This is a genomic window from Clostridium simiarum, from assembly GCF_018919175.1.
Classification (GTDB): domain Bacteria; phylum Bacillota; class Clostridia; order Clostridiales; family Clostridiaceae; genus Clostridium_L; species Clostridium_L simiarum.
Map to the genome: position 1 here is coordinate 293,473 of NZ_JAHLQL010000003.1, position 23,642 is coordinate 317,114.

Consider the following 23,642-nt stretch of genomic DNA (forward strand, 5'->3'; position numbering starts at 1 on the left):
CTACTTTATACAATAGAAATGCTGTAAGATATTCCCTAAATGTAAATTTAACTTAATACTTTATACTATTTATTTGAAAGACTAAATGCCCTTCAGTTAAATCTGAAGGGCTATAAAATTATATTTAGATATCACTTACCATTATTGTTTGATCTCTTCTTGGTCCTACAGACACTATAGATACCTTTATTCCTGTAAAATCTTCTATTCTCTTTAGATAAATCTTCGCATTATCTGGAAGTTCATCATAACTTCTAGCTTCTGCCACTGAATCATCCCAACCATCAAATTCTTCATAAATTGGTTCACACTTAGCAAGATCTTCTAAACTTGCAGGAAAATAATCTATAACCTTATCTTCAAACTTATATCCTACACAAATTTTTATTTTATCAAGCCCTGCTAAAGTATCTATCTTAGTTACTGCAAAGCTTGTAAGCCCAGACACTCTAGCTGTAGTCTTTAGTATTACTAAGTCAAGCCATCCACATCTTCTAGATCTTCCAGTAGTTACTCCATACTCATGGCCCTTTTCTCTTATCCAATCTCCTGTTTCATCTATAAGTTCTGTAGGGAAAGGTCCCTTTCCTACTCTAGTTGTGTAAGCCTTAGCTATACCTATAGCATTAGTTATCATAGTAGGTCCTATGCCAACACCATTAGATACTCCACCTGCTGTAGTGTTTGAGGATGTTACATAAGGATATGTTCCATAATCTATATCTAAAAGCATTCCTTGAGCACCTTCAAATAACACCTTTTTATCCTTCTTTATTTCATCATATACCCTTACAGAAGTATCCTCTACAAAAATCTTTAATCTTTCTGCATATTTACTATACTCTTCATATACTTCTTCAAAGTTTAAAGCTTCTCCGCCTAATACTTTAACTATATATTCATTTTTAAGCTCTATATTAGCCTTTAATTTTTCTTTGAATACTTCAGGCTTTATGAAATCACATACTCTGATACCACTTCTTTCAAACTTATCTGTATAGCAAGGGCCTATACCTTTTCCTGTGGTACCTATATCATTTTTTCCTCTAGCTTTTTCTTTTAGAACATCTAAGGTTTTGTGATATGGTAATATGATATGAGCCCTATCACTAACTACTAATTTTTCTCTTGTTATGTTTACACCTAGACTTTCTAGATATTCTATTTCATCAAAGAAAGCCTTTGGATCAACTACTACACCGTTACCTATAATATTTAACTTATTATCATATAGCACACCTGAAGGTATAAGATGCAACTTATACTGTTTATCTCCTACCTCTACAGTGTGACCTGCATTATTCCCACCTTGATATCTCACAACCACATCTGCAGATTCCGCAAGGTAATCTGTCATCTTGCCCTTTCCTTCGTCTCCCCATTGTGCACCTAATACTATAAAAGCTGACATTAATATCACTCCATTTCAATTAAATATTAATTTTTTTCTTTAGTTACTATGTCTCTAGCTACCACTACTCCAGTAACGGAAGCTTGCATAAGCCCCCTAGTCACTCCTGCTCCATCACCTATGGTGTATAAGTTTTTTATTTCTGTTTCAAACTTATTATTTGTTTCAAATTTACTAGAATAAAATTTAACTTCTACTCCATATAAAAGGGTGTTTTTACTATAAAGTCCTGGAGCTATCTTATCAAAGGCTTTTAGTGCTTCTACTATAGAAGTTAAATGCCTTTGAGGTAAAACAAAACTTAAATCCCCTGGTACTGCTGACTTTAATGTGGGAATGGTAGTAGATTTCTTTAATCTATCAGCATCTGTTCTTCTACCACTTAATAAATCTCCTAATCTTTGAACCATTATGCCTCCACCTGTTAACATATTACCTAATTTAGCTATATATTTACCGTAATTAATTGGTTCATTAAAAGGTTCTGTAAAGGTTGTGGAGACAAGTACTGCAAAATTAGTATTTTCTGTTCTTAATTCTTTTTCTGAATAACTATGTCCATTAACTACAGATATCTGTCCATCATCATAATGTTCTTCCGACACAACTCCTCCTGGATTCATACAGAAGGTTCTTACTTTATTTTCAAAGGTATCAGAGTAATATACTAGTTTAGCTTCATAAAGATCTTTTGTAAGGTGATCAATAACCGCATTTGGTACCTCTACTCTTACTCCTATATCCACCGCATTGTTGGTAACTTTTATATTAAGATTACTAGCCTTTTCTGATAACCAGCTAGCTCCTCCACGCCCTGGCGCTAATACTATATATTTTCCTTCAATCTCTATATTTTTTCCATCTTTATTATTAATTATAACCTTTTTAACTTCATTATTTTCGCATATAACATCTTGCACTTCTGTAAGTTCTAAAAAAGATGTGTTAGTCTTGTTTACAAGATGCTCATACATGCTTTTTAATACATTATAAGCAAGTTCAGTTCCCAAATGCCTTACAGGACACTCCACTAATTTAATGTTATGTTTACTTGCTTCATATTTTATTTCTTCTACTCTTTCATTATTAATACCATAAATCTTTTCATTTGCCCCAAAACTTAAATATATATCATCACAATAATTAATTAGTTCCTTACTTTCTTTTTCACTATAAAAATCTAATAATCTTCCACCTACTTCAGGGCTTAAAGATAGTTTACCATCTGAAAAGGCTCCTGCTCCAGACCATCCGTAAGTTATTCCACAGGGAGTACATTTAACACATCTACCAAGAGTTCTAGCTGGGCAAGTTCTCTTCTCTATACTCCTTCCTTTATCTATTATTAAAACAGATAAATCTTTATTGAGTTTAGTAACTTCTAAAGCTGTAAATATACCTGCAGGACCAGCTCCTACAATAATAACATCATAAAAATTATTCATTTTACAACCCTCCCATAACATAGTAGCAGAGGCAATAATTCAAGTCAATAAAAAATACGAATGTTTTTCATTAATTAACAGATATAATTCGTATGTATTTTCTTAAAAAAGCAACTCTGTAGTAGTTAATGTTACTACATAATATAGTGAAATATTAACTTTAATAGTATAAAGATATATGATATTATATACTTAAAATTCACTTGAGAATGGTAACAAAACCTACTATTGAACTCATATGTTATAATAGGTCTTTTAATTAATATAACCTTATTGTAGGAAGTTTACTATCATAAAATTCAAGGAGGTGAAAGTACTTTAATAAGTACAATTTATTATGAATATACCTAATATGTTAACCATTTTTAGACTTTTACTTATACCTGTTTTCTTAGTGGTGTTCTTTTCAAATGTTCCTAATTACTTATTATACTCTATAGTCGTGTTTTTAGTAGCTGGTGCTACCGATGTATTAGATGGATATATTGCAAGAAAATATGACATGGTTACAAAGTGGGGTATAGTGCTTGACCCATTAGCAGATAAACTAATGCTTTTAACTGTTCTTTTCAGTTTATCATACAAAGGAATTATACCTTATTCAATTTTTATAATAGTATGTTCAAAAGAAGTTCTAATGATAATTTCAGGCATATTTTTATATAAAAAAGATACAGTCATACCTTCCAACTTTTTTGGGAAAGCTTCTACTGTTCTTTTTTATGTTTCCATACTTACCGTAGCCTTTAATAAAAATATAGGTAAGATTTTATTAGATATTGCTGTGATTAGTGCTATAATAGCATTAATAAACTATGCAATCATTTACTTGAAAAATCAAAAAAACAACAACTAGTAATTGTTGTAAATATACTCTACGAAAGGAGAATACTAATGTCTATTTATGATGAAGCTTTAAAATTCCATGAGGAAAAAAGAGGAAAACTTGAGGTGGTTCCTAGAGTTGAGGTAAAGGATGCAAGAGATTTAAGTCTTGCTTATACACCAGGAGTCGCACAGCCATGTCTTGAAATTCAAAAAGATCCTAATAAGGCGTACATATACACAAGAAAATGGAATACTGTGGCAGTTGCCTCTGATGGTACTGCTGTTTTAGGTCTTGGGGATATAGGACCTCTAGGTTCTTTACCTGTAATGGAAGGAAAATCAGTACTTTTTAAAACTTTTGGTGATGTAGATGCTATTCCAATACTACTAGACACAAAAGACACAGATGAAATAGTAGAAACTTTAATAAGAATAGCTCCTAGTTTTGGAGGTATAAATCTTGAAGATATTTCTGCTCCAAGATGCTTTGAAATAGAGAAAAAACTTAAGGAAAAACTAGATATTCCTATATTTCACGATGATCAACATGGTACAGCCATAGTAACCTTATCCGCTTTATTAAACGCACTAAAAATAGTTAATAAAAAACTTGAAGACTTAAAAGTTATAGTTAATGGAGCTGGAGCTGCTGGTGTTGCTATTACAAGGCTTTTACTATCTTCTGGTGTTAAAAATGTAATTCTTTGTGATAGAACAGGAGCTATTTTTGAAGGAAGAGAAAATCTAAACTCTTCAAAATCTGAAATAGCTAAAATTACTAACCCAAATAAAGAACAAGGTTCTTTAAAGGAAGTATTAAAAAATTCAGATGTTTTTGTTGGAGTATCCGCCCCTAATACACTAAATGAGGAAATGGTAAAATCTATGAATAGTGATGCCATAATATTTGCTATGGCAAATCCTATTCCAGAAATTTTCCCAGAGGATGCTAAAAAAGCTGGTGCTAGAGTTATAGGTACTGGAAGATCTGATTTTCCTAACCAAATAAATAATGTACTTGCTTTCCCTGGAATATTCAGAGGAGCTTTAGATGTAAGAGCTAAAGATATAAATGAAGAAATGAAGCTTGCCGCAGCTTATGCTATTGCTAACTCTGTTAATGAAAGTGAATTAAATGAAGAAAATATAATGCCAAAATCCTTTGATACAACTGTTCAAGCAAAGGTAGCTGAAGCTGTTAGAGAGGCAGCTAGAAAGAGCGGCGTAGCTAGAATATAAAATTAATATTTAGTATGAAAAGCAACAATTCTTAAATTAGGAATTGTTGCTTTTTTATATGTTTTTGAATTTTATGATATTTTTGTAAACTATTTGTAACCATTGTCTAAATTTTTCGTATATTCATATAACATTAATATTTATATTAAATTTCAAAATTGGGGGGCTATATAATGAAAAAAGAGAAAAAAAATCTTAATCCTTGGAAGAAAACCGCCATCTTCTCTTTAGTTTCACTATCAACCATAACAATTCTAAGTGGTTGTAACTTATTTCCTAAAGAAGAAGCTGTAATGGCACCGCCACTTATTAAAAGTGCTCAAGCAAATTTAAACACTGCTAAAGTAGAACTAGGAACCATTTCCCACGATGTTAACGATACTGGATACCTGGTGCCTACAAATATATTTTTATGTGCTTTTGATGGAAGATCTGGCTATTTAAAAAATATAAACGTTGCTCCTGGAGATTCAGTGTCAAAAGGCGATGTATTAGCACAGCTAGACTCTGATGATCTAGAAAATAAGCTAAAACAACAAGAAATAAGATATAAAAAAGTGAAATTAAGATACGACAGCCTAGCGTCAAATCCTGAAGCCTCAGACGCAGATAAGCAAAACGCTAAACTAGATTTAGAGCTTGAGGAATTACAATTGCAAAACACAAAAACAGAATTATCCAAAACCACATTAGTAGCACCTACTAGTGGCATTATAACTTATAAGGCTGACTTACTTGTAGGTGATATGGTAAGAGGAGCCACGCCTTTATTTGCCGTAAGCAATACTTCTGAATTTATCGTAGAATATTCAGGAGAAAACTTGAAAAATTTAAAGGTAGGTATGGAGGCAAATTGCAAAATAGGTGATGATGAAATAAAAGGTACAGTATCAAGTATAGATGAAGGTTCTCCTGTTACATCTTTTCTTAAAAGTACAGAAAAAAAGGATAAAAAACAAACTGCTATAATCACACTTGAAAGCATGCCAAAAGAGCCTAAACTAGGAGCTCAAGTTCAATTAGAAATAAACATTAATAAAAAGTCGGATGTACTTATAGTTCCTAAAAGTGCAGTTAAATTTTTTAATCAAGCCGCTTATGTAAAAGTAGTAGAGAAGGACGATAAAGTAGAAAAATTTATTAAAATGGGAATTGATAACGGAAAAGATGTTGAAATACTAGAGGGATTAGAACAAGGCCAAGAAATAATAATTAATTAGGGGAGGGACTATTATGATTGCATTTTTATATCGAAAATTCTTAAAAAATAAATGGTTGTTTTTAAGTCTTCTCTTAGGCTTTACCCTCTCAGTAGCTATAGTTTCTTCTGTACCTATGTATTCTGCAGGTATATTTAAAAGAGTATTTTTGAAAGATATGGAGTCATTCAGTAAAAAAGAAGGGCTATACCCTGGAACCTTCTCTGTAAGAAAACGTGTTAATCTTATTACTCCAAATGAATATATAGACTTTTATAATGAATCAAATAAAACCATATCTTCCTCTGTAGAAAACTTAAATTTACCCATACAAGCTAGTAAATGCATTATGAGCACTGAAGATCTTCTTATAGGTAAATTAGATTCTAATGGAGTACCCTATGACGAGCAAGGTCCAAGTTTTAGTATAGAAACTATAACGGGTCTAGATAAAAATATAAATATTGTAGAAGGAAGACTTTACTCTGATAAACCAACAGAAGACAATATTTATGAGGTAATGATATCAGATAAAACCCAAAAAGTATTAGACTTAAAATTAGATCAAATTTATTCCATAAGAAGATTAGGTACTAATACTAATTTTGCAAAGGTAAAATTAGTAGGTATATATCAAGTTGATAATCTTAAAAATCATTACTGGCTTGATACAAAGCATTCCTATTCCAACGCTCTTATTATGCATGAGGATGTTTATTTGGATCACTACCTATTAGAAAATGATGGTTACATTTCTTTAATTGACTGGTTTTTTGCTTTGGATTACAACCAAATAAATCTATCTGATTTAAAAGGGTTTTTAAGCACTAACAGTAAAATTGTAAAAAACTTAACTTATGATCATAATCTAGATTGTTTCTTTCCAATGAATGAACTATTAACTAAATATCAAGATAAGCAAGGTAGGTTAAAAGTTACATTATGGACCCTACAAGCACCAGTAATTCTTATGGCCTTACTTTATGTTTTTATGTTATCTAGATTAATATTGGAGAAAGATAGCAATGAAATAGCCCTATTAAAAAGTAGAGGTAGTAGTAATACGCAAGTATTTTTATTATATTTTCTACAATTTTCCATGATGGCATTTTTAGGTGCTATTATAGGCCCTTTTGTAGCACTTTTTGCTTGTAGGTTATTGGGGGCTTCTGATGGATTTTTAAAGTTTGTAAATAGATTGCCATTGGATCTTAATATCTCTTTAAAAGAATGGAGATATTCATTTGTTACAGCTTTAGTATTCCTTCTTATAACCTTAATACCCATAATGAACCTATCAAAAAGCACAATTGTAGAAACAAAACGTAAAAAGCATAGAAGTAATAAGCCTTTATGGCAGAGATTTTACTTAGATTTTATACTATTAGCTGTCTCCATATATTCGTTATACAGTTATAAAAATATAGAAAAACTAATAAGCAAAAGTTCTGTTAGATCTACCGAACTACCTATTTCACCATTATTATATATTTCTATGTCTTTATTTGTAATATCCCTCGGTCTAGTTTGCCTTAGAATATATCCATATATAATAAGCTTTATATTCAAAATAGGTAAAAACAAATGGTCTGCTACCACCTATACTTCCCTTATTAATGTAAGCAGAAATAAAAATAAGGACAGCTTTCTTATGATATTTTTAATATTAACTGTTTCTATCGGTATATTTAACCTAAAATCCGCCTCTACAATAAATACAATGGCAGAAAATAAAGCTAAATACCTTATTGGTTCTGATATAGTGTTAAATCCTTGGTGGCTTTTATCAGATGTAATGGACAAAGATGGTAATGTTATATCTCTATCTGCCGGTGGTGACGCAGCAGAAGATGCTATACATAACGTTCCTTTTAAAGAGCCTCCTTTTAAACCTTATACTGAAATAGAAGGTGTAGAAAGTGCCACTAAAGTATTAAAAAGTACTGGTGGAATATTAGGCTATAATGATAATTTATCTCCAATGCGCTCTCAAGTTATTGCAGTAATACCAGATGAATTTGGTAAAACAGCTTGGTTTGATTACAAATTATTAAATTATCACTGGTACCACTATTTAAACATGATAGCACAAGAGCCTCAAGGTATATTAATATCTGAGAACTTAAGAGCAACATTAAATCTCCAATTAGGAAGTGAAGTCTATGTTAGATTTGGAGCAACATTAAATATGCAATGCTATGTCTTAGGCATTGTGGATTATTGGCCATCTTATGATCCAAATAAAGAAGCCTTTCCTGGGCTTATAGTAATGAACTATAATTATGTAAGGGAATTAAACGTGACCCTACCTTATGAAATATGGCTTAAAAAGTCTAGTAAAGCTTCCAATGATGCCATTTATAAAGACCTAATAAATAAGGATATAGGATATGAAGGCTTAAAAACCGTTCATGAGCAAATATATAATATTAAAAATGACCCTATAATTCAAGGAACCAACGGTACTTTAAATCTATGTTTCTTATCTTCAATACTAATAACCTGTATGGGATTTTTGATATATTGGACCTTGTCCATAAAAAACAGAACCCTTCAATTTGGAATCTTAAGAGCCATAGGTTTATCTATGAAAAATATAATTGGAATACTAGCAAGGGAACAACTATTAATATCAGGTATATCTATAATTTTAGGAGTTTTTATAGGAGGTTTGGCAAGTTCACTTTATCTGCCAATGATAAATCTATCTTCCAATCCTAAAGAAAAATTATTACCTTTCAGACCAGTATCTCATATTTCAAATTACATTAATCTAACTTTATTTATGTTTATGGTGCTATTTATAGTAATGCTTATACTCGCAAAAATAGTAAAACAAATAAAAATTGACCAAGCACTTAAGCTAGGGGAGGATTAGATATGAATGCTATAATGAAAACAGTCCAATTAAATAGGCAATATCAGTCCGGAGAGGAGACTATAAACGCATTAAAAAATGTTTCTATATCCATACCAGAAAAATCTCTAACCATATTAAGGGGACGTTCTGGATCTGGTAAAACCACTTTAATAAATTTATTAGGAGCCATAGACACTCCTACTTCTGGTCAGATATTTTTTGAAGAAAAAAAATTAGACTCTTTAAGTGATAATGAAAAAACTAATCTTAGACGTGTTCATGTAGGATTTGTATTTCAAAGTGGTGCCCTTATGCCTAATATGAATGTGTTTGAAAATATTGATTTTGCTCTAAGGGTATCTTCTCCCGAATTAAAAGATAGAAAATCTCGAATTGAGCATTGTCTTGATCTTGTAGGTCTAAAAAAAAGACAGCTTCATATGCCTTTAGAGCTTTCTGGTGGAGAGATGCAAAGGGTAGCCATCGCAAGAGCTATATCTCATAAACCTAAAATAATATTTGCAGACGAACCCACATCAGCTTTAGATACTTTAACAGGTCTTCAGGTTATAAAGGTATTTAAAGAACTAGTATCTACAGAAGACATAACCATTGTAATGACCACTCATGATCCTAACATGTTAGATGTAGCTGATTGCATATACACCTTAAAGGACGGTGAGATAGTGGATGAATAATATATTGAGTGAAGATACAATAAAGGATACCAATTATATGGTGCAATGCGAAAACCTAATAAAAATATATAAATCCTCTGATGATATAGAGGTAGTTGCCCTTCAAGGCCTAGATTTAAATATAGAACAAGGAGAATTAATGGCTATAATAGGTAACAGTGGTAGTGGTAAGTCCACCCTCTTAAACATGATAGGTTGTCTTGATATACCTACAGCTGGAAAGCTTATAGTAGACGGTAAAGATCTTTTTAAGCTATCTAAAAAAGAAATTATAGAGTATAAAAAACAAACTGTAGGTTTCGTTTGGCAGAATAATGCAAGAAATTTAATTCCTTATCTTACTGCTTTAGAAAATGTTGAGCTAGCTCTATCTATAAGTAAAGCAAAAAATAGAAGGGAAAAAGCCTTAAAATACCTTGATATGGTTTCTATGTCTCACAGAAAAAATAACTCCTTATCCCAACTTTCTGGTGGAGAACAACAAAGAATAGCCATAGCAATAGCTTTAGCTAATGAACCTAAAATTCTCTTAGCAGATGAACCCACAGGCTCTGTAGATACTAAAACCTCAAATCTTATACTAGATTTGTTTAGAAAACTTAACAAAGAGCTCGGTCTTACTATAGTAATAGTAACCCACGATAGACAGATTTCCTCTAAGGTAGATAGAGTAGTGGCCATAAGAGATGGTAAAACCAGTAGTGAATTCATAAGGAAAATAAGCTATGCAGAGGAGTTAAAAGATATAGAAGAAGGCCTTCAGGATCAAGTTGATTCAAAAGACACTCACATAGAACTTGCAATATTAGATAAGGCTGGAAGACTTCAAATACCCTCAGAGTATTTAGAGGCATTAAATTTAAAAGATAAGAATAAAATTAAAGTAGAGCTTGAGGATGAAAAAATAATATTGTGTTCACCAGATAAAGAAAATGCATCATAATATTAAAAAATATTAGCCTATAACTCCTTTGCTTTAAAAATAATTTGTTGTGTAAATTTTCTCTATTGAAGCAAATCAGCCAATTTTCTAAAAAATTATTGACAAGGTTCTAAATAGATATTAGAATTAAAATATAGTTATAATAAAATTTAACAACTAAGCATAAATAGAGGCGCAAATAAATGGGTAATTTTTAAATGAAAAGGAGAGGAACCTCCAAAGTTAAAAATGAAGGGTTTATTTGCCGAAAGATATCACAGGTTCTTATGTGATACCTTGGGAATGAAGTTCAAAACTTAATTCTTGCCATGATTAACGGACATGGAGCGCTATTTATGCAATGAAAATTTTCGATTTTCATTGCATGGATAGCTTTTTTTATTGCAATCCATAGGCTGAAAATCTTTCAGTGAATCAAAAATTTCTTTTTTGAATTATATCTCTCTGTATTTGTTAAAATTTAAACATTGTTTTTAATTATATAATAAGCTTTAACAATGTAATATAATTTTATATATTTAACATCCATAAATATTTATTTATTGTAAAAAAAGTAACAAGGAGGGGTTGTTTTGAAAGCAATAATTAGACTAAGAATGAGCCAAGCTGATGCTCACTACGGTGGAAATTTAGTAGATGGAGCTAAAATGCTGCAGTTATTTGGTGATGTAGCCACAGAACTTCTTATAAGGAATGATGGTGATGAAGGTCTTTTCAGAGCCTATGACAATATAGAGTTTTTAGCGCCAGTTTATGCTGGAGATTATATTGAAGCTACTGGGGAGATAATTAACTGTGGAAATTCATCAAGGAAAATGGTATTTGAAGCTAGAAAAGTTATAATACCTAGACCTGATATAAATGACTCTGCTGCTGACATTTTAGAGGAACCTATAGTAGTTTGTAGAGCTAACGGAACTTGCGTTGTTCCAAAAGGCAAGCAAAGAAAATAATAAGTGAAAGGTGGTATATAAATTGGATAAACTTATAATTACTGCTGCCATATGTGGTGCTGAGGTTACAAAAGAGCATAATTCTAGCGTACCTTATACCATTGAAGAAATAGGTAGAGAGGCTGAAGCTGCCTACAAGGCTGGAGCAAGTATAATTCATCTGCATGTAAGAGAAGATGATGGAACTCCAACACAGGACAGAGAAAGATTTAGAGCATGTATTGAAGAAATAAAAAAGAGATGTCCTGATGTTATAATACAACCTTCCACCGGTGGAGCTGTAGGAATGAGCAACGAAGAAAGGTTACAACCTGTGGACCTTAATCCTGAAATGGCTACATTAGATTGTGGTACTTGTAACTTTGGTGGAGATGATATTTTCGTAAACACGGAAAATACTATTAAAGAATTTGGGGAAAAAATGATAGGACTTGGAGTAAAACCTGAAGTTGAAGTTTTTGATAAAGGCATGATAGATATGGCTATAAGACTTCAGAAAAAAGGTTATATAAAGTCTCCTATGCACTTTAACTTTGTTCTAGGAGTAAATGGAGGAATCTCCGCTTCTCCAAGGGATTTAGTCTTTATGGCTGAAAGTATTCCTTGCGAAAGCACCTTCACTGTATCAGGTATAGGTAAAAGTGAATTCCCAATGGCTGCTATGGCTATTATTATGGGCGGTCATGTGAGAGTTGGTTTTGAAGATAACGTTTACTTATCAAAGGGCGTTCCTGCAAAATCTAATGGAGAATTAGTTGAAAAAGTTGTAAGACTTGCAAAAGAGCTTGGAAGAGAAATTGCAACTCCTGATGAAGCTAGAGAAATCTTAGGACTTAAGGAGCGTAGTTAACATTATGGATAAGGTAGTAAAGCTTCAAGAACTAAAGCATTTATTTAAAGATGGAATGACCATAATGATGGGTGGTTTTTTAGGTTGTGGTTCTGCACACACCATTATAAACTACCTTGTAGATTTGAATATAAAAGATCTAACCATAATAACTAACGATACCTGCTATCCTAATGAAGGTGTTGGAAAGCTTTTATCAAATGGACAAATTAAAAAATTAATAGCTTCCTATATAGGTGGAAATGCTGACACTGGAAGACTTATGAATGAAGGTAAACTTCAAGCTGAACTTATCCCTCAAGGTACATTAGCAGAAAAAATAAGAGCTGGTGGTTCAGGCCTAGGTGCTGTTATAACACCTACAGGGGTTGGAACAATAGTCGAAGAGGGCAAAGAAAAGCTTATTATAAATAACAAAGAATATTTAGTTGAACTACCTTTAAAGGCTGATCTCTCAATACTAAAAGGAACCATAGTAGATGAATTCGGAAACATTTTTTATAGAGGTACCACTAAGAACTTTAATCCAGTAATGGCAATGGCCGGAGATGTAGTTATAGTAGAAGCTGAAGAGATTGTTAAGCTAGGAGATTTAGATCCAGACAATATTCATACTCCAGGGGTACTTGTAGATTATGTTATAAAGGAGTTGGAGTAAAATGATCACAGACAGTAAAATAGCTAAACAAATCATTGCAAAAAGGGTAGCTAAGGAAATGAAAGATGGCCAACTTGTAAATCTTGGGGTGGGACTTCCTACTATGGTAGCTAATTATATATCGGAAGATATCCATGTATTATTACAATCAGAAAATGGAATGATTGGTATGGGCGAAACCCCATCTGAAGGTAATGAAGACAAAGATATCGTAAATGCAGGAGGTCAATGTGTAACCGTACTTCCAAATGGTTGTTTCTTCGATAGTTCTCTATCTTTTGCCTTAATAAGAGGTGGACACGTTGATGTTACAGTATTAGGAGCTCTAGAAGTAGACAAACATGGAAATCTTGCTAACTGGATAATACCAGGCAAAAAAGTTCCTGGAATGGGTGGAGCAATGGATTTAGTTACTGGGGCTAAAAAGGTTATAGTAGCTATGCAACATACTGGAAAAGGTAATCCAAAAATACTAAACCAATGCACTCTACCACTTACAGCAAAAGCTGTTGTTAATATGATAGTTACCGAACTTTGCCTCTTTGAAGTAACTGAAAATGGATTAATACTTAAAGAAATACAAAAGGACACAACCATAGATGAGATAAAATCTCTTACTGAAGCTGATTTTATTATTGCTGAAAACTTAAAGATAATGGATGAACAATAAAAATTAAATATATATTATTTTGGAGGGATTATTATGAATAAAGGATGTAAATATGGAACCCATAGAGTTATAGAACCTCAAGGTGTATTAACCCAAGCTGCACAAAAAATTGATAACAACATGGAAATATACTCAAATGAAATATTAGTAGATGTGCAATCATTAAATATCGATTCAGCTAGCTTTACACAAATCGAAGAGGAAGCTAATGGAGATGTAGAAAAAATAAAATCCAAAATAATTGAAATCGTTGGAGAAAGAGGAAAAATGCAAAACCCTGTTACAGGTTCTGGTGGAATGTTTATAGGAACTGTAGCTAAAGTAGGTGACGATCTAAAAGATAGGGACTTAAAAGCAGGAGATAAAATAGCTTCACTTGTTTCCTTATCCTTAACTCCATTAAAAATTGAAGAAATAATATCAGTTCATAAAGATATCGATAGAGTAGATATAAAAGGTCAAGCAATATTATTTGAAAGTGGAATTTATGCAAAACTTCCAAATGATATGTCTGAAAATCTAGCACTAGCGGCTTTAGATGTAGCAGGGGCTCCAGCTCAAACTGCTAAACTTGTAAAACCTGGCCAAAGTGTGTTAGTACTTGGAGCTGCAGGAAAATCAGGTATGCTATGCTGTTACGAAGCTATGAAGAGAGTAGGACCTACTGGTAGAGTTATAGCTATGGTTAGAAAAGAAGCCCAAGCTGAAAATCTATTAAAATGGGGACTTTGCCACAAGGTAATACTTACAGATGCAACAAAACCAATAGATGTTTTAAACAAAACTTTAGAAGCCAACAATGGTAAGGAAGTAGATATATCCATAAGTTGTGTAAATATTCCAAGCACTGAAATGTCTTGTATCTTACCTGTTAGAGATGAAGGTATAGTTTACTTCTTCTCCATGGCTACAAGCTTTACAAAGGCAGCTTTAGGAGCAGAAGGTGTAGGTAAAGACGTTACTATGATAGTTGGAAATGGTTATACAAAAGACCATGCTGAAATCACTTTATCTGAACTAAGAGAAAGTGCAACTCTAAGAGAAATATTCGAAAAGATGTACGTATAAAATATATAAAAAAATGCTACCCCCTTTAAAAACAGAATTATCTAGGGGGTAGCTAAATAAATAATAATAAAATATTTTCAATATTAAGTATAGCATATAATAAGCAACCTTTAAATTTAATCTAGGGGGTTTTTTAAAGTGAAGGTAAATAGACGCTTTGAATTATTTAAAGATATACCCGATGACTTATGGAATGACTGGAAATGGCAACTTAAAAATAGAATTGAGACTTTAGAAGATTTAAAAAAATATATACCACTTACTCAAGAAGAGGAAGAGGGAGTAAAAAAATGCTTAGGCACATTAAGAATGGCTATAACTCCTTATTACTTAAGTCTTATAGATCCTAATGACCCACATGACCCCATTAGAAAACAGGCTATACCAACAGGGTCAGAAGTTCATAAATCTTCTGCAGATCTTTTAGATCCTCTACATGAAGATGGTGATTCCCCTGTTCCTGGGCTTACTCATAGATACCCAGACCGTGTACTTCTTCTTATTACAGATCAATGCTCAATGTACTGTAGACACTGCACAAGAAGAAGATTTGCAGGACAACATGATAAAGCACTACCTATGAGTCAAATAGATAAAGCTATAGATTATATAAGAAATACTCCTCAAGTACGTGATGTATTACTATCTGGCGGTGATGCTCTTTTAGTATCAGATGATAAACTTGAATACATTATAAAAAAACTGAGAGAAATTCCTCATGTAGAAATAATAAGAATAGGATCAAGAATACCTGTAGTTTTACCTCAAAGAATTACAGAAGATCTTGTTAATATGCTAAAAAAATATCATCCTATTTGGCTAAACACACACTTTAATCATCCAAATGAAATAACGGAAGACTCAAAAATGGCCTGTGAAAGAATGGCTAATGCTGGAATACCTTTAGGTAATCAATCTGTACTTCTTAAGGGCGTAAATGACTGTGTACATGTCATGAAAACCCTAGTACAAGATCTTGTTAAAATAAGAGTTAGACCTTACTATATATATCAATGTGATTTATCTATGGGGCTTGAACACTTTAGAACACCTGTATCAAAAGGTATTGAAATCATAGAAGGATTAAGAGGACATACATCTGGATATTGTGTTCCAACATTTGTAGTAGATGCACCTGGTGGTGGTGGAAAGACACCTGTAATGCCAAACTATGTGATATCACAATCTGGAAATAAGGTTATACTAAGAAACTTTGAAGGAGTTATAACTACCTATACAGAACCTGAGCATTACGTAAATGAATGTAATTGTGAAGTATGTGAAGGTAAAAAAGATGTTAAATTAGTAGGTGTAGCTGGTCTTATTCAAGGAAATACTATTGCTTTAGAGCCTGAAGGACTAGTAAGAAAAAAGAGAAACCTTAAATAAACTATATTTTAAATGATTATTAGTCATAAATAATGTTAAGACAAACCCTTAGAAAAAATTCTTATAATTATAAGAGTTTTTTCTAAAGTACATAATATTAACCTTCCTTATTCCACAGGTTATATCCCCTATCCCGGATTTCCTGCAGGATAGACCTAAGCTCTACTTGTGGAATAAGTTCTTCTAAGATTTAGGTATATAAGACTTTATAATGATTAAGCTCAACCTGAGTCCAAGAATAAATTAATAAAAAGTTTAAGGGGAAATAAAATGGAATATAATCACAACAAAATAATGGAACTTATAAGAGGGTTTAAAACTATTTCCATTATAGGTATGGATAAAAACGTTGGCAAAACCACAGTTTTAAACTATCTTATTGAAAACTCAAGAAATTATATCTCTCCCCTTGGACTAACTTCTATAGGGCGAGATGGTGAAGATACTGATGTAGTCACTCTTACATCAAAACCTAGAATATATGTTGGAAGCGGAACCTACATAGCTACTGTAAAGCAATGCCTAGGAAATAGCGACATTACAAAAGAGATAATAAATACTACAGGTATTTATACTCCAATGGGTGAGGTTATAGTGACAAAAGCATTAAGCGATGGTTATGTAGACCTTGGGGGACCCTCTGTAAACTCACAGATGTCTAAAATTTGTAACTATCTTTTAGACTTGGGTTGTGAAAAAGTTTTAGTTGATGGGGCCTTAGGTCGAAAAACTTTTGCTTCTCCCGGAATAACAGAGGCTACGATTTTATCTACAGGAGCTTCAGTTTCAAGAAGTATGAATAAGGTTATAGAAAAAACTGCCCATACCGCTTCTTTATTATCTATACCCTCAGAAAAAGATCCTTACATACTAGAATTATGTAATAACACCTTAGATGAGCATAGGATAAATATAATTTATAATAATGGAACTATAAAGCACCTTAAAGCATCAACTTCTCTAGATGCTGGAAAAGACATAGTCTACAATCTTAATGAAAATGTTGCTTATATTTACATCAAAGGTATATTATCAGATAAGCTTTTATTAGACATAATTAAATCTACAGATGAATATAAAAAAGTTATATTTTTAGTTGAAGATGGAACTAAACTATTTTTAACGGAGGAAATATACAAAAAATTCATAGTTACAGGAGGACAAATAAAGGCCTTATGTCCAATAAATATACTATTTATAACCTGTAATCCAAAATCTCCTTATGGTTACGAATTTAATAAGGATATGTTTTTAAATAAACTAAGGAAAGCTGTAGATTTGCCAATTTTTAATGTGCTGTATGAAGCTTAAATAGATTTAGAGAAGGTGATTAAAATAATTTTTTTAGATAAAGACCAACGACATCAAGTGGGGTATTCCTTCATAATTGATAGAGTTGAAGTTATTACTCCCTTTGGAGAAGATTTAAAAAAGAATATAGCTCCTTATAAACCTAAAGATAAAGATGCCCTATTAATGGAACTCTCTAATATAGAGAAGATAACTACAACCTACAAAGAAAAAATAGCCAGCTATAGAGCCATGGAAAGGCTACTATCCAAAATAAAAGATATAAGGACATCTATTAATAGATGCTCACATTTAAACACTCTAGATGAAGTAGAACTTTTTGAAATTAAAAATTTTTGTATGATATCTGAAGAATTGTACAGCATTTATAAGGAATTTAATGAAGAAATATGTATAAGTAACATATCCTTTAATACCTTAGACAGAGTACTAAAGTTATTAGATCCAGATAATAAGAAACTACCTACATTTCAAATATACGATAGTTATTCTACAGAATTAAAAGCTATAAGGTTTAAAAAAAGACAATTAGAAGATAATATATTAGCTTCTAATGATGAAGATGAGATATGTACCCTTAAAGAAGAAAGATTAAAATGGGTAATATTAGAAGATGAAGAAGAGCTAGCTATAAGAAAAAGATTAACAGAAGAAATAAATATAGATATAAAAAACCTTGAAAATAATGTATATTCCATGGGGAAATTAGATTTTCTCATAGCAAAAGGTAAACTAGCCTTAAATTATAATGCTACAAAACCTGAGATATCAGACAAAATGGAAATATCTATTACTAATTCATTCAATCCCGAAGTACAACACATATTAGAGGAAAAAGGCAAATCCTTCACTCCTATAAATATGTGCCTTAATTCTGGTGTTTCTGTGATTACAGGAGCAAATATGGGTGGAAAGAGTGTAACCCTTAAGACCATAGTACTTAATCTACTATTAGGGCAATTAGGATTTTTTGTGTTTGCTGACCATGCAAAATTTCCTATATTAGATTTTATTTATTTTATATCTGATGACCTTCAATCCGTGTCACAGGGATTAAGTACCTTTGGTGCTGAAATAATAAAGCTAAAAACGGTAATAGAACATGCTAAAATAAAAAACGGATTCATTGCTCTAGATGAGTTTGCAAGAGGTACAAATCCTAAAGAAGGTTCCTTTTTAGTAAAATCACTATGTGAATACTTAAATACCTTAACCTCTATAAGCATGGTATGTACACATTACGATAATGTGGTAAATGAAGACATGGTTCACTATCAAGTTATTGGACTAAAAAATGTGTGCTTTGATTCATTAAAAAGAAAAATTGATCTTAATAGAACACATTCCATAGAAATAATTCAAGAGCATATGGATTATAGATTGGAACAAGTATCTAGTAGTAATAGAGTTCCTAAAGATGCTTTAAACATCTCTGTTCTTTTAGGTCTTCAAGAAGAAATAGTGAATATAGCAAAAAAATATTATTATGGAAATCCATATAGTAATAATGAGGAGGAATATCATGGAGAGTAAATTAAACTTAAACTTTGAAATGGTAGATAAAGCTAGATCCCATGCTAAAAATATAGCATTAGACACTCAAGAATTTATTGATATGCATACCACTGTAGCAGTAGAAAGAACCGTCTGTAGGTTACTAGGCATTGATGGTGTAGATGCATTAGGTGTACCTTTACCTAATGTGGTGGTGGATAACCTAACAAAAGGCAATGCTCTTTCTTTAGGCACAGCTTATTTTATAGGAAATGCCATGCTAAATACGGGTCTATCTCCTCAAGAAATTGCTGAAAAAGTAGGAAAAGGTCAATTAGATCTAACAACTTTAGAATCAAAAGACTTGTTTGAAATAAAAGCTACTATAATGCCTGTAGCCAAAGCTAGTGTAGAAAGAATAAAGAATAATAGAAAAAAAAGAGAAGATTACCTTGAAAAATATGGTGATAAAAAAGGGCCTTATCTATATGTAATAGTTGCCACAGGTAATATTTATGAAGATATAACTCAAGCTACTGCAGCTGCAAAACAAGGAGCAGACATAATTGCTGTAATAAGAACTACAGGACAAAGCCTTTTAGACTTTGTACCCTTTGGAGAAACTACAGAGGGCTTTGGCGGAACCTTTGCTACACAAGAAAACTTTAGACTAATGAGAGAAGCTCTTGATAAAGTAGGTGAGGAACTTGGTAGGTATATACGACTTTGTAATTACTGTTCAGGACTATGTATGCCAGAAATTGCAGCTATGGGAGCTTTAGAAAGACTAGATGTTATGCTAAATGATGCCCTATACGGAATACTATTTAGAGATATAAATATGAAAAGAACTCTAGTAGACCAATATTTTTCCCGCATAATTAATGGTTTTGCAGGGGTAATAATAAATACTGGTGAGGATAACTATCTTACTACCTCCGATGCAGTAGAAGAAGCTCACACAGTGCTAGCTTCACAATTTATCAATGAACAATTTGCATTAGTTGCAGGATTGCCTGAAGAGCAGATGGGACTTGGTCATGCTTTTGAGATAAATCCAGATCTTAAAAATGGATTTTTATATGAACTAGCACAAGCTCAAATGGCTAGAGAGGTATTTCCTAATGCACCACTTAAATATATGCCTCCTACAAAGTTTATGACAGGAGATATATTTAAAGGACATGTTCAAGATGCCTTATTTAACATAGTTACCATATTAACTAATCAAAAATTACACCTTTTAGGAATGCTTACAGAAGCTATTCATACACCTCTTATGTCTGACAGAGCCTTAGCTATAGAAAATGCCAAATATATATTTAATACTATGGAAGACTTAGGAGAAGAGATATCCTTCAAAAAAGGCGGTAAAATGGAGGAAAGGGCTAATGAAGTATTAAGTAAAGCCTCTGAACTCCTACATGAAATAGAAGGTGAAGGATTATTTAAAACCATTGAAAAAGGTATATTCGCTGGAATAAAAAGACCTATTGATGGTGGTAAGGGATTAAATGGTGTAGCAGAAAAATCAAAAGAATATTTCAATCCATTCATAGACTTAATGTTAGGGGGTAATAGATAATGAGCAGCGGACTATACTCTACAGAAAAAAAAGAATTTGATAAAACCTTAGATTTAACTCAATTAAAACCCTACGGAGATACTATGAATGATGGTAAAGTTCAATTAAGCTTTACTTTACCTGTACCTGACAATGATAAGAGTGTTGAAGCAGCTAGACTTCTTGCTAAAAAAATGGGACTTGAAGAACCTAATGTTGCCCATCACTCTGCTTTAGATAAAAACTTTACCTTTTTCGTAGTATATGGAACCATAAGTCATAGCGTAGATTATGAATCCATACATGTTCAAGCTGTAGAAGTAGATACTTTATCTATGGAAGAAGTAAATGATTATGTAAAAGAAAATATAAAGCGTAATATCGTTGTTGTAGGAGCTAGCACAGGCACTGATGCTCATACAGTAGGAATAGACGCCATAATGAACATGAAAGGCTATGCTGGACACTATGGATTAGAAAGATATGAAATGATCGATGCCTATAATTTAGGAAGCCAAGTTCCTAATGAAGAGTTTATTAAGAAAGCCATTGAACTTAAGGCTGATGTTCTTTTAGTATCTCAAACCGTAACACAAAAAAATATACACATACAAAACCTTACAGAACTTGTAGAACTGTTGGAGGCTGAAGGTTTAAGAGATAAAGTAATATTAATATGTGGTGGCCCTAGAATAACCCACGAATTAGCTAAAGAGTTAGGCTATGATGCTGGTTTCGGACCTGGGAAATATGCTGATGATGTAGCTACTTTTTCAGTAACAGAAATGGTAAAAAGAAATATGATTTAAAAATATAATTAGACTCTATTTAACATAAAATAGAGTCTAATTTATTTAATGCTTATTCTGTATGGTTATAAATAATAAGTTTAAAATCTTATTCATAGACCTCAATCCTATTTCTTCCAGATTTTTTAGCTAAGTATAAAGCCTTATCTGCCTCTTCTAATAGGGATTTAAAATCCTCATGATAGAATTTAATTTCTTGAATACCTAAGCTAATTGTAACATTAATATTATTTTTACCTATAATTATAGTAGTTTTCTCTATGGTACTTCTTAAATCCTCTGCAAAATCTACTGCTTCCTTAAGACCTTTATCAATTAAAGTTATACTTATCTCTTCCCCTCCATATCTTCCTATAATGTCCTGATCCCTTAACTTATTATTGCAAATGCTACTTATTTCTTTTAATACCTTGTCACCAATAACATGTCCAAAAGAATCATTAATTATCTTAAAATGATCAACATCTATCATTATGGTAGAAAGTTTAGTATCTTTAATCCTAGCCTTTTCAAACTCTTTATTACTTAATTCAAAAAAATATCTTCTGTTATTAAGTCCTGTAAGCCCATCAGTTATAGCTAAATATTTTATTTCTCCAAATAATTTAGCATTCTCAATAGCAATACTTGCTTGGGAAGCAAAAGAAAGGACTATATCCCGCTCTGCTTCTTGATATATGTCTCTTTGCTTATGCTCTAGTATGAGTATTCCTAAAATATTTTTATGCGCAATTAAAGGTATACCAATCCAGCTTCCCGGACTATTACAGCAATTGCATCCTTCTATCTTCCTATAATTACTTGAGAGTAAAGTAGTATCTGTAAGGATAACTGGTTGACAAGTAGAAATAACTCTCTCTATAAGCGGATTAGATCTATCTACCTTTTTATCCTTATCCACTATATCACAGCTTTCAAAATTACAGGAGGCCGTAACATAAAGATCTTCATCTTTGAATAGCATAACACAGGCACTATCATAAGGTACTACATCCTTTAAACTACCTAAAAGTCTTACCATAAGTTCTTTCATATCCAAAGTAGAGTTAAGAAGTTCAGTAACCGCTCTAAGCTTCTCTGCTATTCGCCTATAATATTTTTCTAGTTCTAAATCCTGAGCATTTAACATGGCTTGATTTACTGCATCCTTCAAGATTATAAATGTCTTAATCTTTGCTAAAAGCTCTTCTCTTAAAAAAGGCCTTATTATATAATCATTAAATCCAACTTCAAAACCTAAATTTATTTCCTCTGAATTAAAGTCATCCATCATCATTATTATAGGAACATCTGACATTGAGTACTTCTTTCTTATCTCTTTACATACCTTAAAACCAGATATTTTAGGCAATATAGAATCCATTAAAATTAGGTCATAATTATTTTTATATAAAACTACTTCATTTATAACTTCTAAGCCATTGTTTACAATAGTTATTGAATAATTTTGATCTAAAAGCTCAGCTAATATAAGATCTATATTATATATATTATGATCTGCAATGAGTATCTTAAACTCCCCTAATGGATTAATAGTTTTCTCATAAAAATGATGTTTAAATACTGGTATAGACAACGACCTATGTTCTATATTATCTTTAATTTTATTGTTTTTGAATTTTGATGTATACTTTAAATTACTTATGATATTTATAAGATTTTCTGAATTAGAATAAATTATATTAAGCTTTTCGAAGTTTTTTACCTCTATTGTATTGTCCCTAAGCTCTCCTGACATAAGTTTAATTATAGATAAGGAGGACTTCATTTCTTTAATAATAATACTTAATCTTTTTCTTTGCCTTTTATATAGTAAAAAAATGCACATATTGATTAGAGATAATATTGTTATTAAAACTAAAATCCGATTCTCTTTTAGCAAATTACTTAAATACATTATAGAATGAAGTCACCTCCTATTTTTTAGTGAAACCAGTATATCATAGTACTTTAATCATTACAATATAAACAATAATCGTTATTCTTTATGTAACAATCCTTGCTTTAACTTGTTATCTTTTTCCTTTTGTGTTTTTTATTCCAGGGGAAAGAGCAGAGTTACCAGTAGTCTTATATCCTGTTTTTGAATTTCTACTATCTTTACTATGCTCTTCCATACTTTTATTTATATCCTGTTGATTAAATGCTTTTTTCATTTCTTTTCCTCCCTTTTTTATAAAATGTAAATATACTTCAATGCTTATTTTGTCCTTATTTATAATAAAAATTCAAATACAATACATTTAAAAAAAC

Annotated in this window: 20 protein-coding genes and 1 riboswitch; of the genes, 16 read left to right on the forward strand and 4 right to left on the reverse strand. The window is 31.7% G+C overall.

Features of this window, described 5'->3' with window-relative positions:
- Positions 1-124: 124 nt before the first annotated feature.
- Together KQI89_RS11290 and KQI89_RS11295 are read right to left on the reverse strand one after the other, a co-directional pair.
- Entirely contained in the window at positions 125-1,411 is a 1,287-nt protein-coding gene (locus tag KQI89_RS11290) for an adenylosuccinate synthase (protein ID WP_216457147.1), read from the reverse strand.
- A gap of 26 nt (positions 1,412-1,437) precedes the next feature.
- Positions 1,438-2,856, reverse strand: a complete 1,419-nt coding sequence (locus KQI89_RS11295) for an NAD(P)/FAD-dependent oxidoreductase (RefSeq protein WP_216457148.1) — start codon at positions 2,854-2,856, stop codon at positions 1,438-1,440.
- Between the two features lie 337 nt (positions 2,857-3,193).
- Here KQI89_RS11295 and pgsA point away from each other — a divergent pair, with 337 nt between their 5' ends.
- From pgsA to kamE, 16 genes are all read left to right on the forward strand, one after another.
- Positions 3,194-3,712 (forward strand): CDP-diacylglycerol--glycerol-3-phosphate 3-phosphatidyltransferase, encoded by a 519-nt coding sequence (gene pgsA / locus KQI89_RS11300; protein ID WP_032123358.1) that lies wholly within the window; start codon positions 3,194-3,196, stop codon positions 3,710-3,712.
- Between the two features lie 38 nt (positions 3,713-3,750).
- The gene (locus KQI89_RS11305) at positions 3,751-4,923 is read left to right on the forward strand and encodes an NAD(P)-dependent malic enzyme (protein ID WP_216457149.1); all 1,173 of its coding nucleotides are present in this window, start codon (positions 3,751-3,753) and stop codon (positions 4,921-4,923) included.
- Between the two features lie 173 nt (positions 4,924-5,096).
- Positions 5,097-6,143, forward strand: a complete 1,047-nt coding sequence (locus tag KQI89_RS11310) for an efflux RND transporter periplasmic adaptor subunit (RefSeq protein ID WP_216457150.1) — start codon at positions 5,097-5,099, stop codon at positions 6,141-6,143.
- A gap of 13 nt (positions 6,144-6,156) precedes the next feature.
- A complete protein-coding gene (locus KQI89_RS11315) occupies positions 6,157-9,000 on the forward strand; it encodes an ABC transporter permease (protein ID WP_216457151.1) in 2,844 nt (947 codons plus the stop codon).
- 2 nt (positions 9,001-9,002) lie between these two features.
- On the forward strand, positions 9,003-9,680 hold the full coding sequence (locus KQI89_RS11320; RefSeq protein ID WP_216457152.1) for an ABC transporter ATP-binding protein: 678 nt from the start codon (positions 9,003-9,005) through the stop codon (positions 9,678-9,680).
- A complete protein-coding gene (locus KQI89_RS11325) occupies positions 9,673-10,623 on the forward strand; it encodes an ABC transporter ATP-binding protein (protein ID WP_246583080.1) in 951 nt (316 codons plus the stop codon). The genes KQI89_RS11320 and KQI89_RS11325 overlap by 8 nt, the downstream gene beginning before the upstream one ends.
- A 159-nt stretch (positions 10,624-10,782) precedes the next feature.
- A riboswitch (Lysine riboswitch) is annotated at positions 10,783-10,963 on the forward strand.
- A gap of 232 nt (positions 10,964-11,195) precedes the next feature.
- Positions 11,196-11,576, forward strand: a complete 381-nt coding sequence (gene kal / locus KQI89_RS11330; protein WP_216457153.1) for a 3-aminobutyryl-CoA ammonia lyase — start codon at positions 11,196-11,198, stop codon at positions 11,574-11,576.
- Between the two features lie 22 nt (positions 11,577-11,598).
- Entirely contained in the window at positions 11,599-12,426 is an 828-nt protein-coding gene (gene kce, locus KQI89_RS11335; RefSeq protein WP_216457154.1) for a 3-keto-5-aminohexanoate cleavage enzyme, read from the forward strand.
- 4 nt (positions 12,427-12,430) lie between these two features.
- Positions 12,431-13,084 carry a CoA transferase subunit A gene (locus KQI89_RS11340; RefSeq protein ID WP_246583081.1) on the forward strand — a complete coding sequence of 218 codons (654 nt, stop codon included), beginning with the start codon at positions 12,431-12,433 and terminating at the stop codon, positions 13,082-13,084.
- 1 nt (position 13,085) lies between these two features.
- The gene (locus tag KQI89_RS11345; protein WP_032123350.1) at positions 13,086-13,754 is read left to right on the forward strand and encodes a 3-oxoacid CoA-transferase subunit B; all 669 of its coding nucleotides are present in this window, start codon (positions 13,086-13,088) and stop codon (positions 13,752-13,754) included.
- A gap of 33 nt (positions 13,755-13,787) precedes the next feature.
- Positions 13,788-14,822, forward strand: a complete 1,035-nt coding sequence (gene kdd / locus KQI89_RS11350; RefSeq protein ID WP_032123349.1) for an L-erythro-3,5-diaminohexanoate dehydrogenase — start codon at positions 13,788-13,790, stop codon at positions 14,820-14,822.
- Between the two features lie 138 nt (positions 14,823-14,960).
- Positions 14,961-16,211: a lysine 2,3-aminomutase gene (gene kamA / locus KQI89_RS11355; RefSeq protein WP_216457155.1), complete on the forward strand. Its 1,251-nt coding sequence runs from the start codon at positions 14,961-14,963 to the stop codon at positions 16,209-16,211.
- A 270-nt stretch (positions 16,212-16,481) separates the two neighbouring features.
- Entirely contained in the window at positions 16,482-17,522 is a 1,041-nt protein-coding gene (kamB, locus tag KQI89_RS11360; RefSeq protein ID WP_216457156.1) for a lysine 5,6-aminomutase reactivase subunit KamB, read from the forward strand.
- 15 nt (positions 17,523-17,537) lie between these two features.
- On the forward strand, positions 17,538-19,055 hold the full coding sequence (kamC, locus tag KQI89_RS18025) for a lysine 5,6-aminomutase reactivase ATPase KamC (protein WP_051986448.1): 1,518 nt from the start codon (positions 17,538-17,540) through the stop codon (positions 19,053-19,055).
- Positions 19,045-20,601: a lysine 5,6-aminomutase subunit alpha gene (kamD, locus tag KQI89_RS11370; RefSeq protein WP_216457157.1), complete on the forward strand. Its 1,557-nt coding sequence runs from the start codon at positions 19,045-19,047 to the stop codon at positions 20,599-20,601. Before kamC ends, kamD begins: the two co-directional genes overlap by 11 nt.
- Entirely contained in the window at positions 20,601-21,389 is a 789-nt protein-coding gene (gene kamE / locus KQI89_RS11375) for a lysine 5,6-aminomutase subunit beta (protein ID WP_032123346.1), read from the forward strand. The genes kamD and kamE overlap by 1 nt, the downstream gene beginning before the upstream one ends.
- 88 nt (positions 21,390-21,477) lie before the next feature.
- Here kamE and KQI89_RS11380 read toward each other — a convergent pair whose 3' ends face one another.
- Entirely contained in the window at positions 21,478-23,286 is a 1,809-nt protein-coding gene (locus KQI89_RS11380; RefSeq protein ID WP_216457158.1) for a GGDEF domain-containing response regulator, read from the reverse strand.
- Between the two features lie 115 nt (positions 23,287-23,401).
- Positions 23,402-23,545 carry a hypothetical protein gene (locus KQI89_RS11385; protein ID WP_187117434.1) on the reverse strand — a complete coding sequence of 48 codons (144 nt, stop codon included), beginning with the start codon at positions 23,543-23,545 and terminating at the stop codon, positions 23,402-23,404.
- Positions 23,546-23,642: the final 97 nt, after the last annotated feature.

Bases quoted from the DNA above. Each gene is read 5' to 3' on its own strand.
- KQI89_RS11340 (WP_246583081.1), top strand. From the start codon at position 12,431: ATGGATAAGGTAGTAAAGCTTCAAGAACTAAAGCATTTATTTAAAGAT.
- KQI89_RS11315 (WP_216457151.1), top strand. From the start codon at position 6,157: ATGATTGCATTTTTATATCGAAAATTCTTAAAAAATAAATGGTTGTTT.
- KQI89_RS11380 (WP_216457158.1), bottom strand. From the start codon at position 23,286: ATGTATTTAAGTAATTTGCTAAAAGAGAATCGGATTTTAGTTTTAATA.
- KQI89_RS11305 (WP_216457149.1), top strand. From the start codon at position 3,751: ATGTCTATTTATGATGAAGCTTTAAAATTCCATGAGGAAAAAAGAGGA.
- pgsA (WP_032123358.1), top strand. From the start codon at position 3,194: ATGAATATACCTAATATGTTAACCATTTTTAGACTTTTACTTATACCT.
- KQI89_RS11385 (WP_187117434.1), bottom strand. From the start codon at position 23,545: ATGAAAAAAGCATTTAATCAACAGGATATAAATAAAAGTATGGAAGAG.
- KQI89_RS11320 (WP_216457152.1), top strand. From the start codon at position 9,003: ATGAATGCTATAATGAAAACAGTCCAATTAAATAGGCAATATCAGTCC.
- kamB (WP_216457156.1), top strand. From the start codon at position 16,482: ATGGAATATAATCACAACAAAATAATGGAACTTATAAGAGGGTTTAAA.
- kdd (WP_032123349.1), top strand. From the start codon at position 13,788: ATGAATAAAGGATGTAAATATGGAACCCATAGAGTTATAGAACCTCAA.
- KQI89_RS11310 (WP_216457150.1), top strand. From the start codon at position 5,097: ATGAAAAAAGAGAAAAAAAATCTTAATCCTTGGAAGAAAACCGCCATC.
- kamD (WP_216457157.1), top strand. From the start codon at position 19,045: ATGGAGAGTAAATTAAACTTAAACTTTGAAATGGTAGATAAAGCTAGA.
- KQI89_RS11345 (WP_032123350.1), top strand. From the start codon at position 13,086: ATGATCACAGACAGTAAAATAGCTAAACAAATCATTGCAAAAAGGGTA.
- KQI89_RS11290 (WP_216457147.1), bottom strand. From the start codon at position 1,411: ATGTCAGCTTTTATAGTATTAGGTGCACAATGGGGAGACGAAGGAAAG.
- KQI89_RS11295 (WP_216457148.1), bottom strand. From the start codon at position 2,856: ATGAATAATTTTTATGATGTTATTATTGTAGGAGCTGGTCCTGCAGGT.
- kamE (WP_032123346.1), top strand. From the start codon at position 20,601: ATGAGCAGCGGACTATACTCTACAGAAAAAAAAGAATTTGATAAAACC.
- KQI89_RS11325 (WP_246583080.1), top strand. From the start codon at position 9,673: ATGAATAATATATTGAGTGAAGATACAATAAAGGATACCAATTATATG.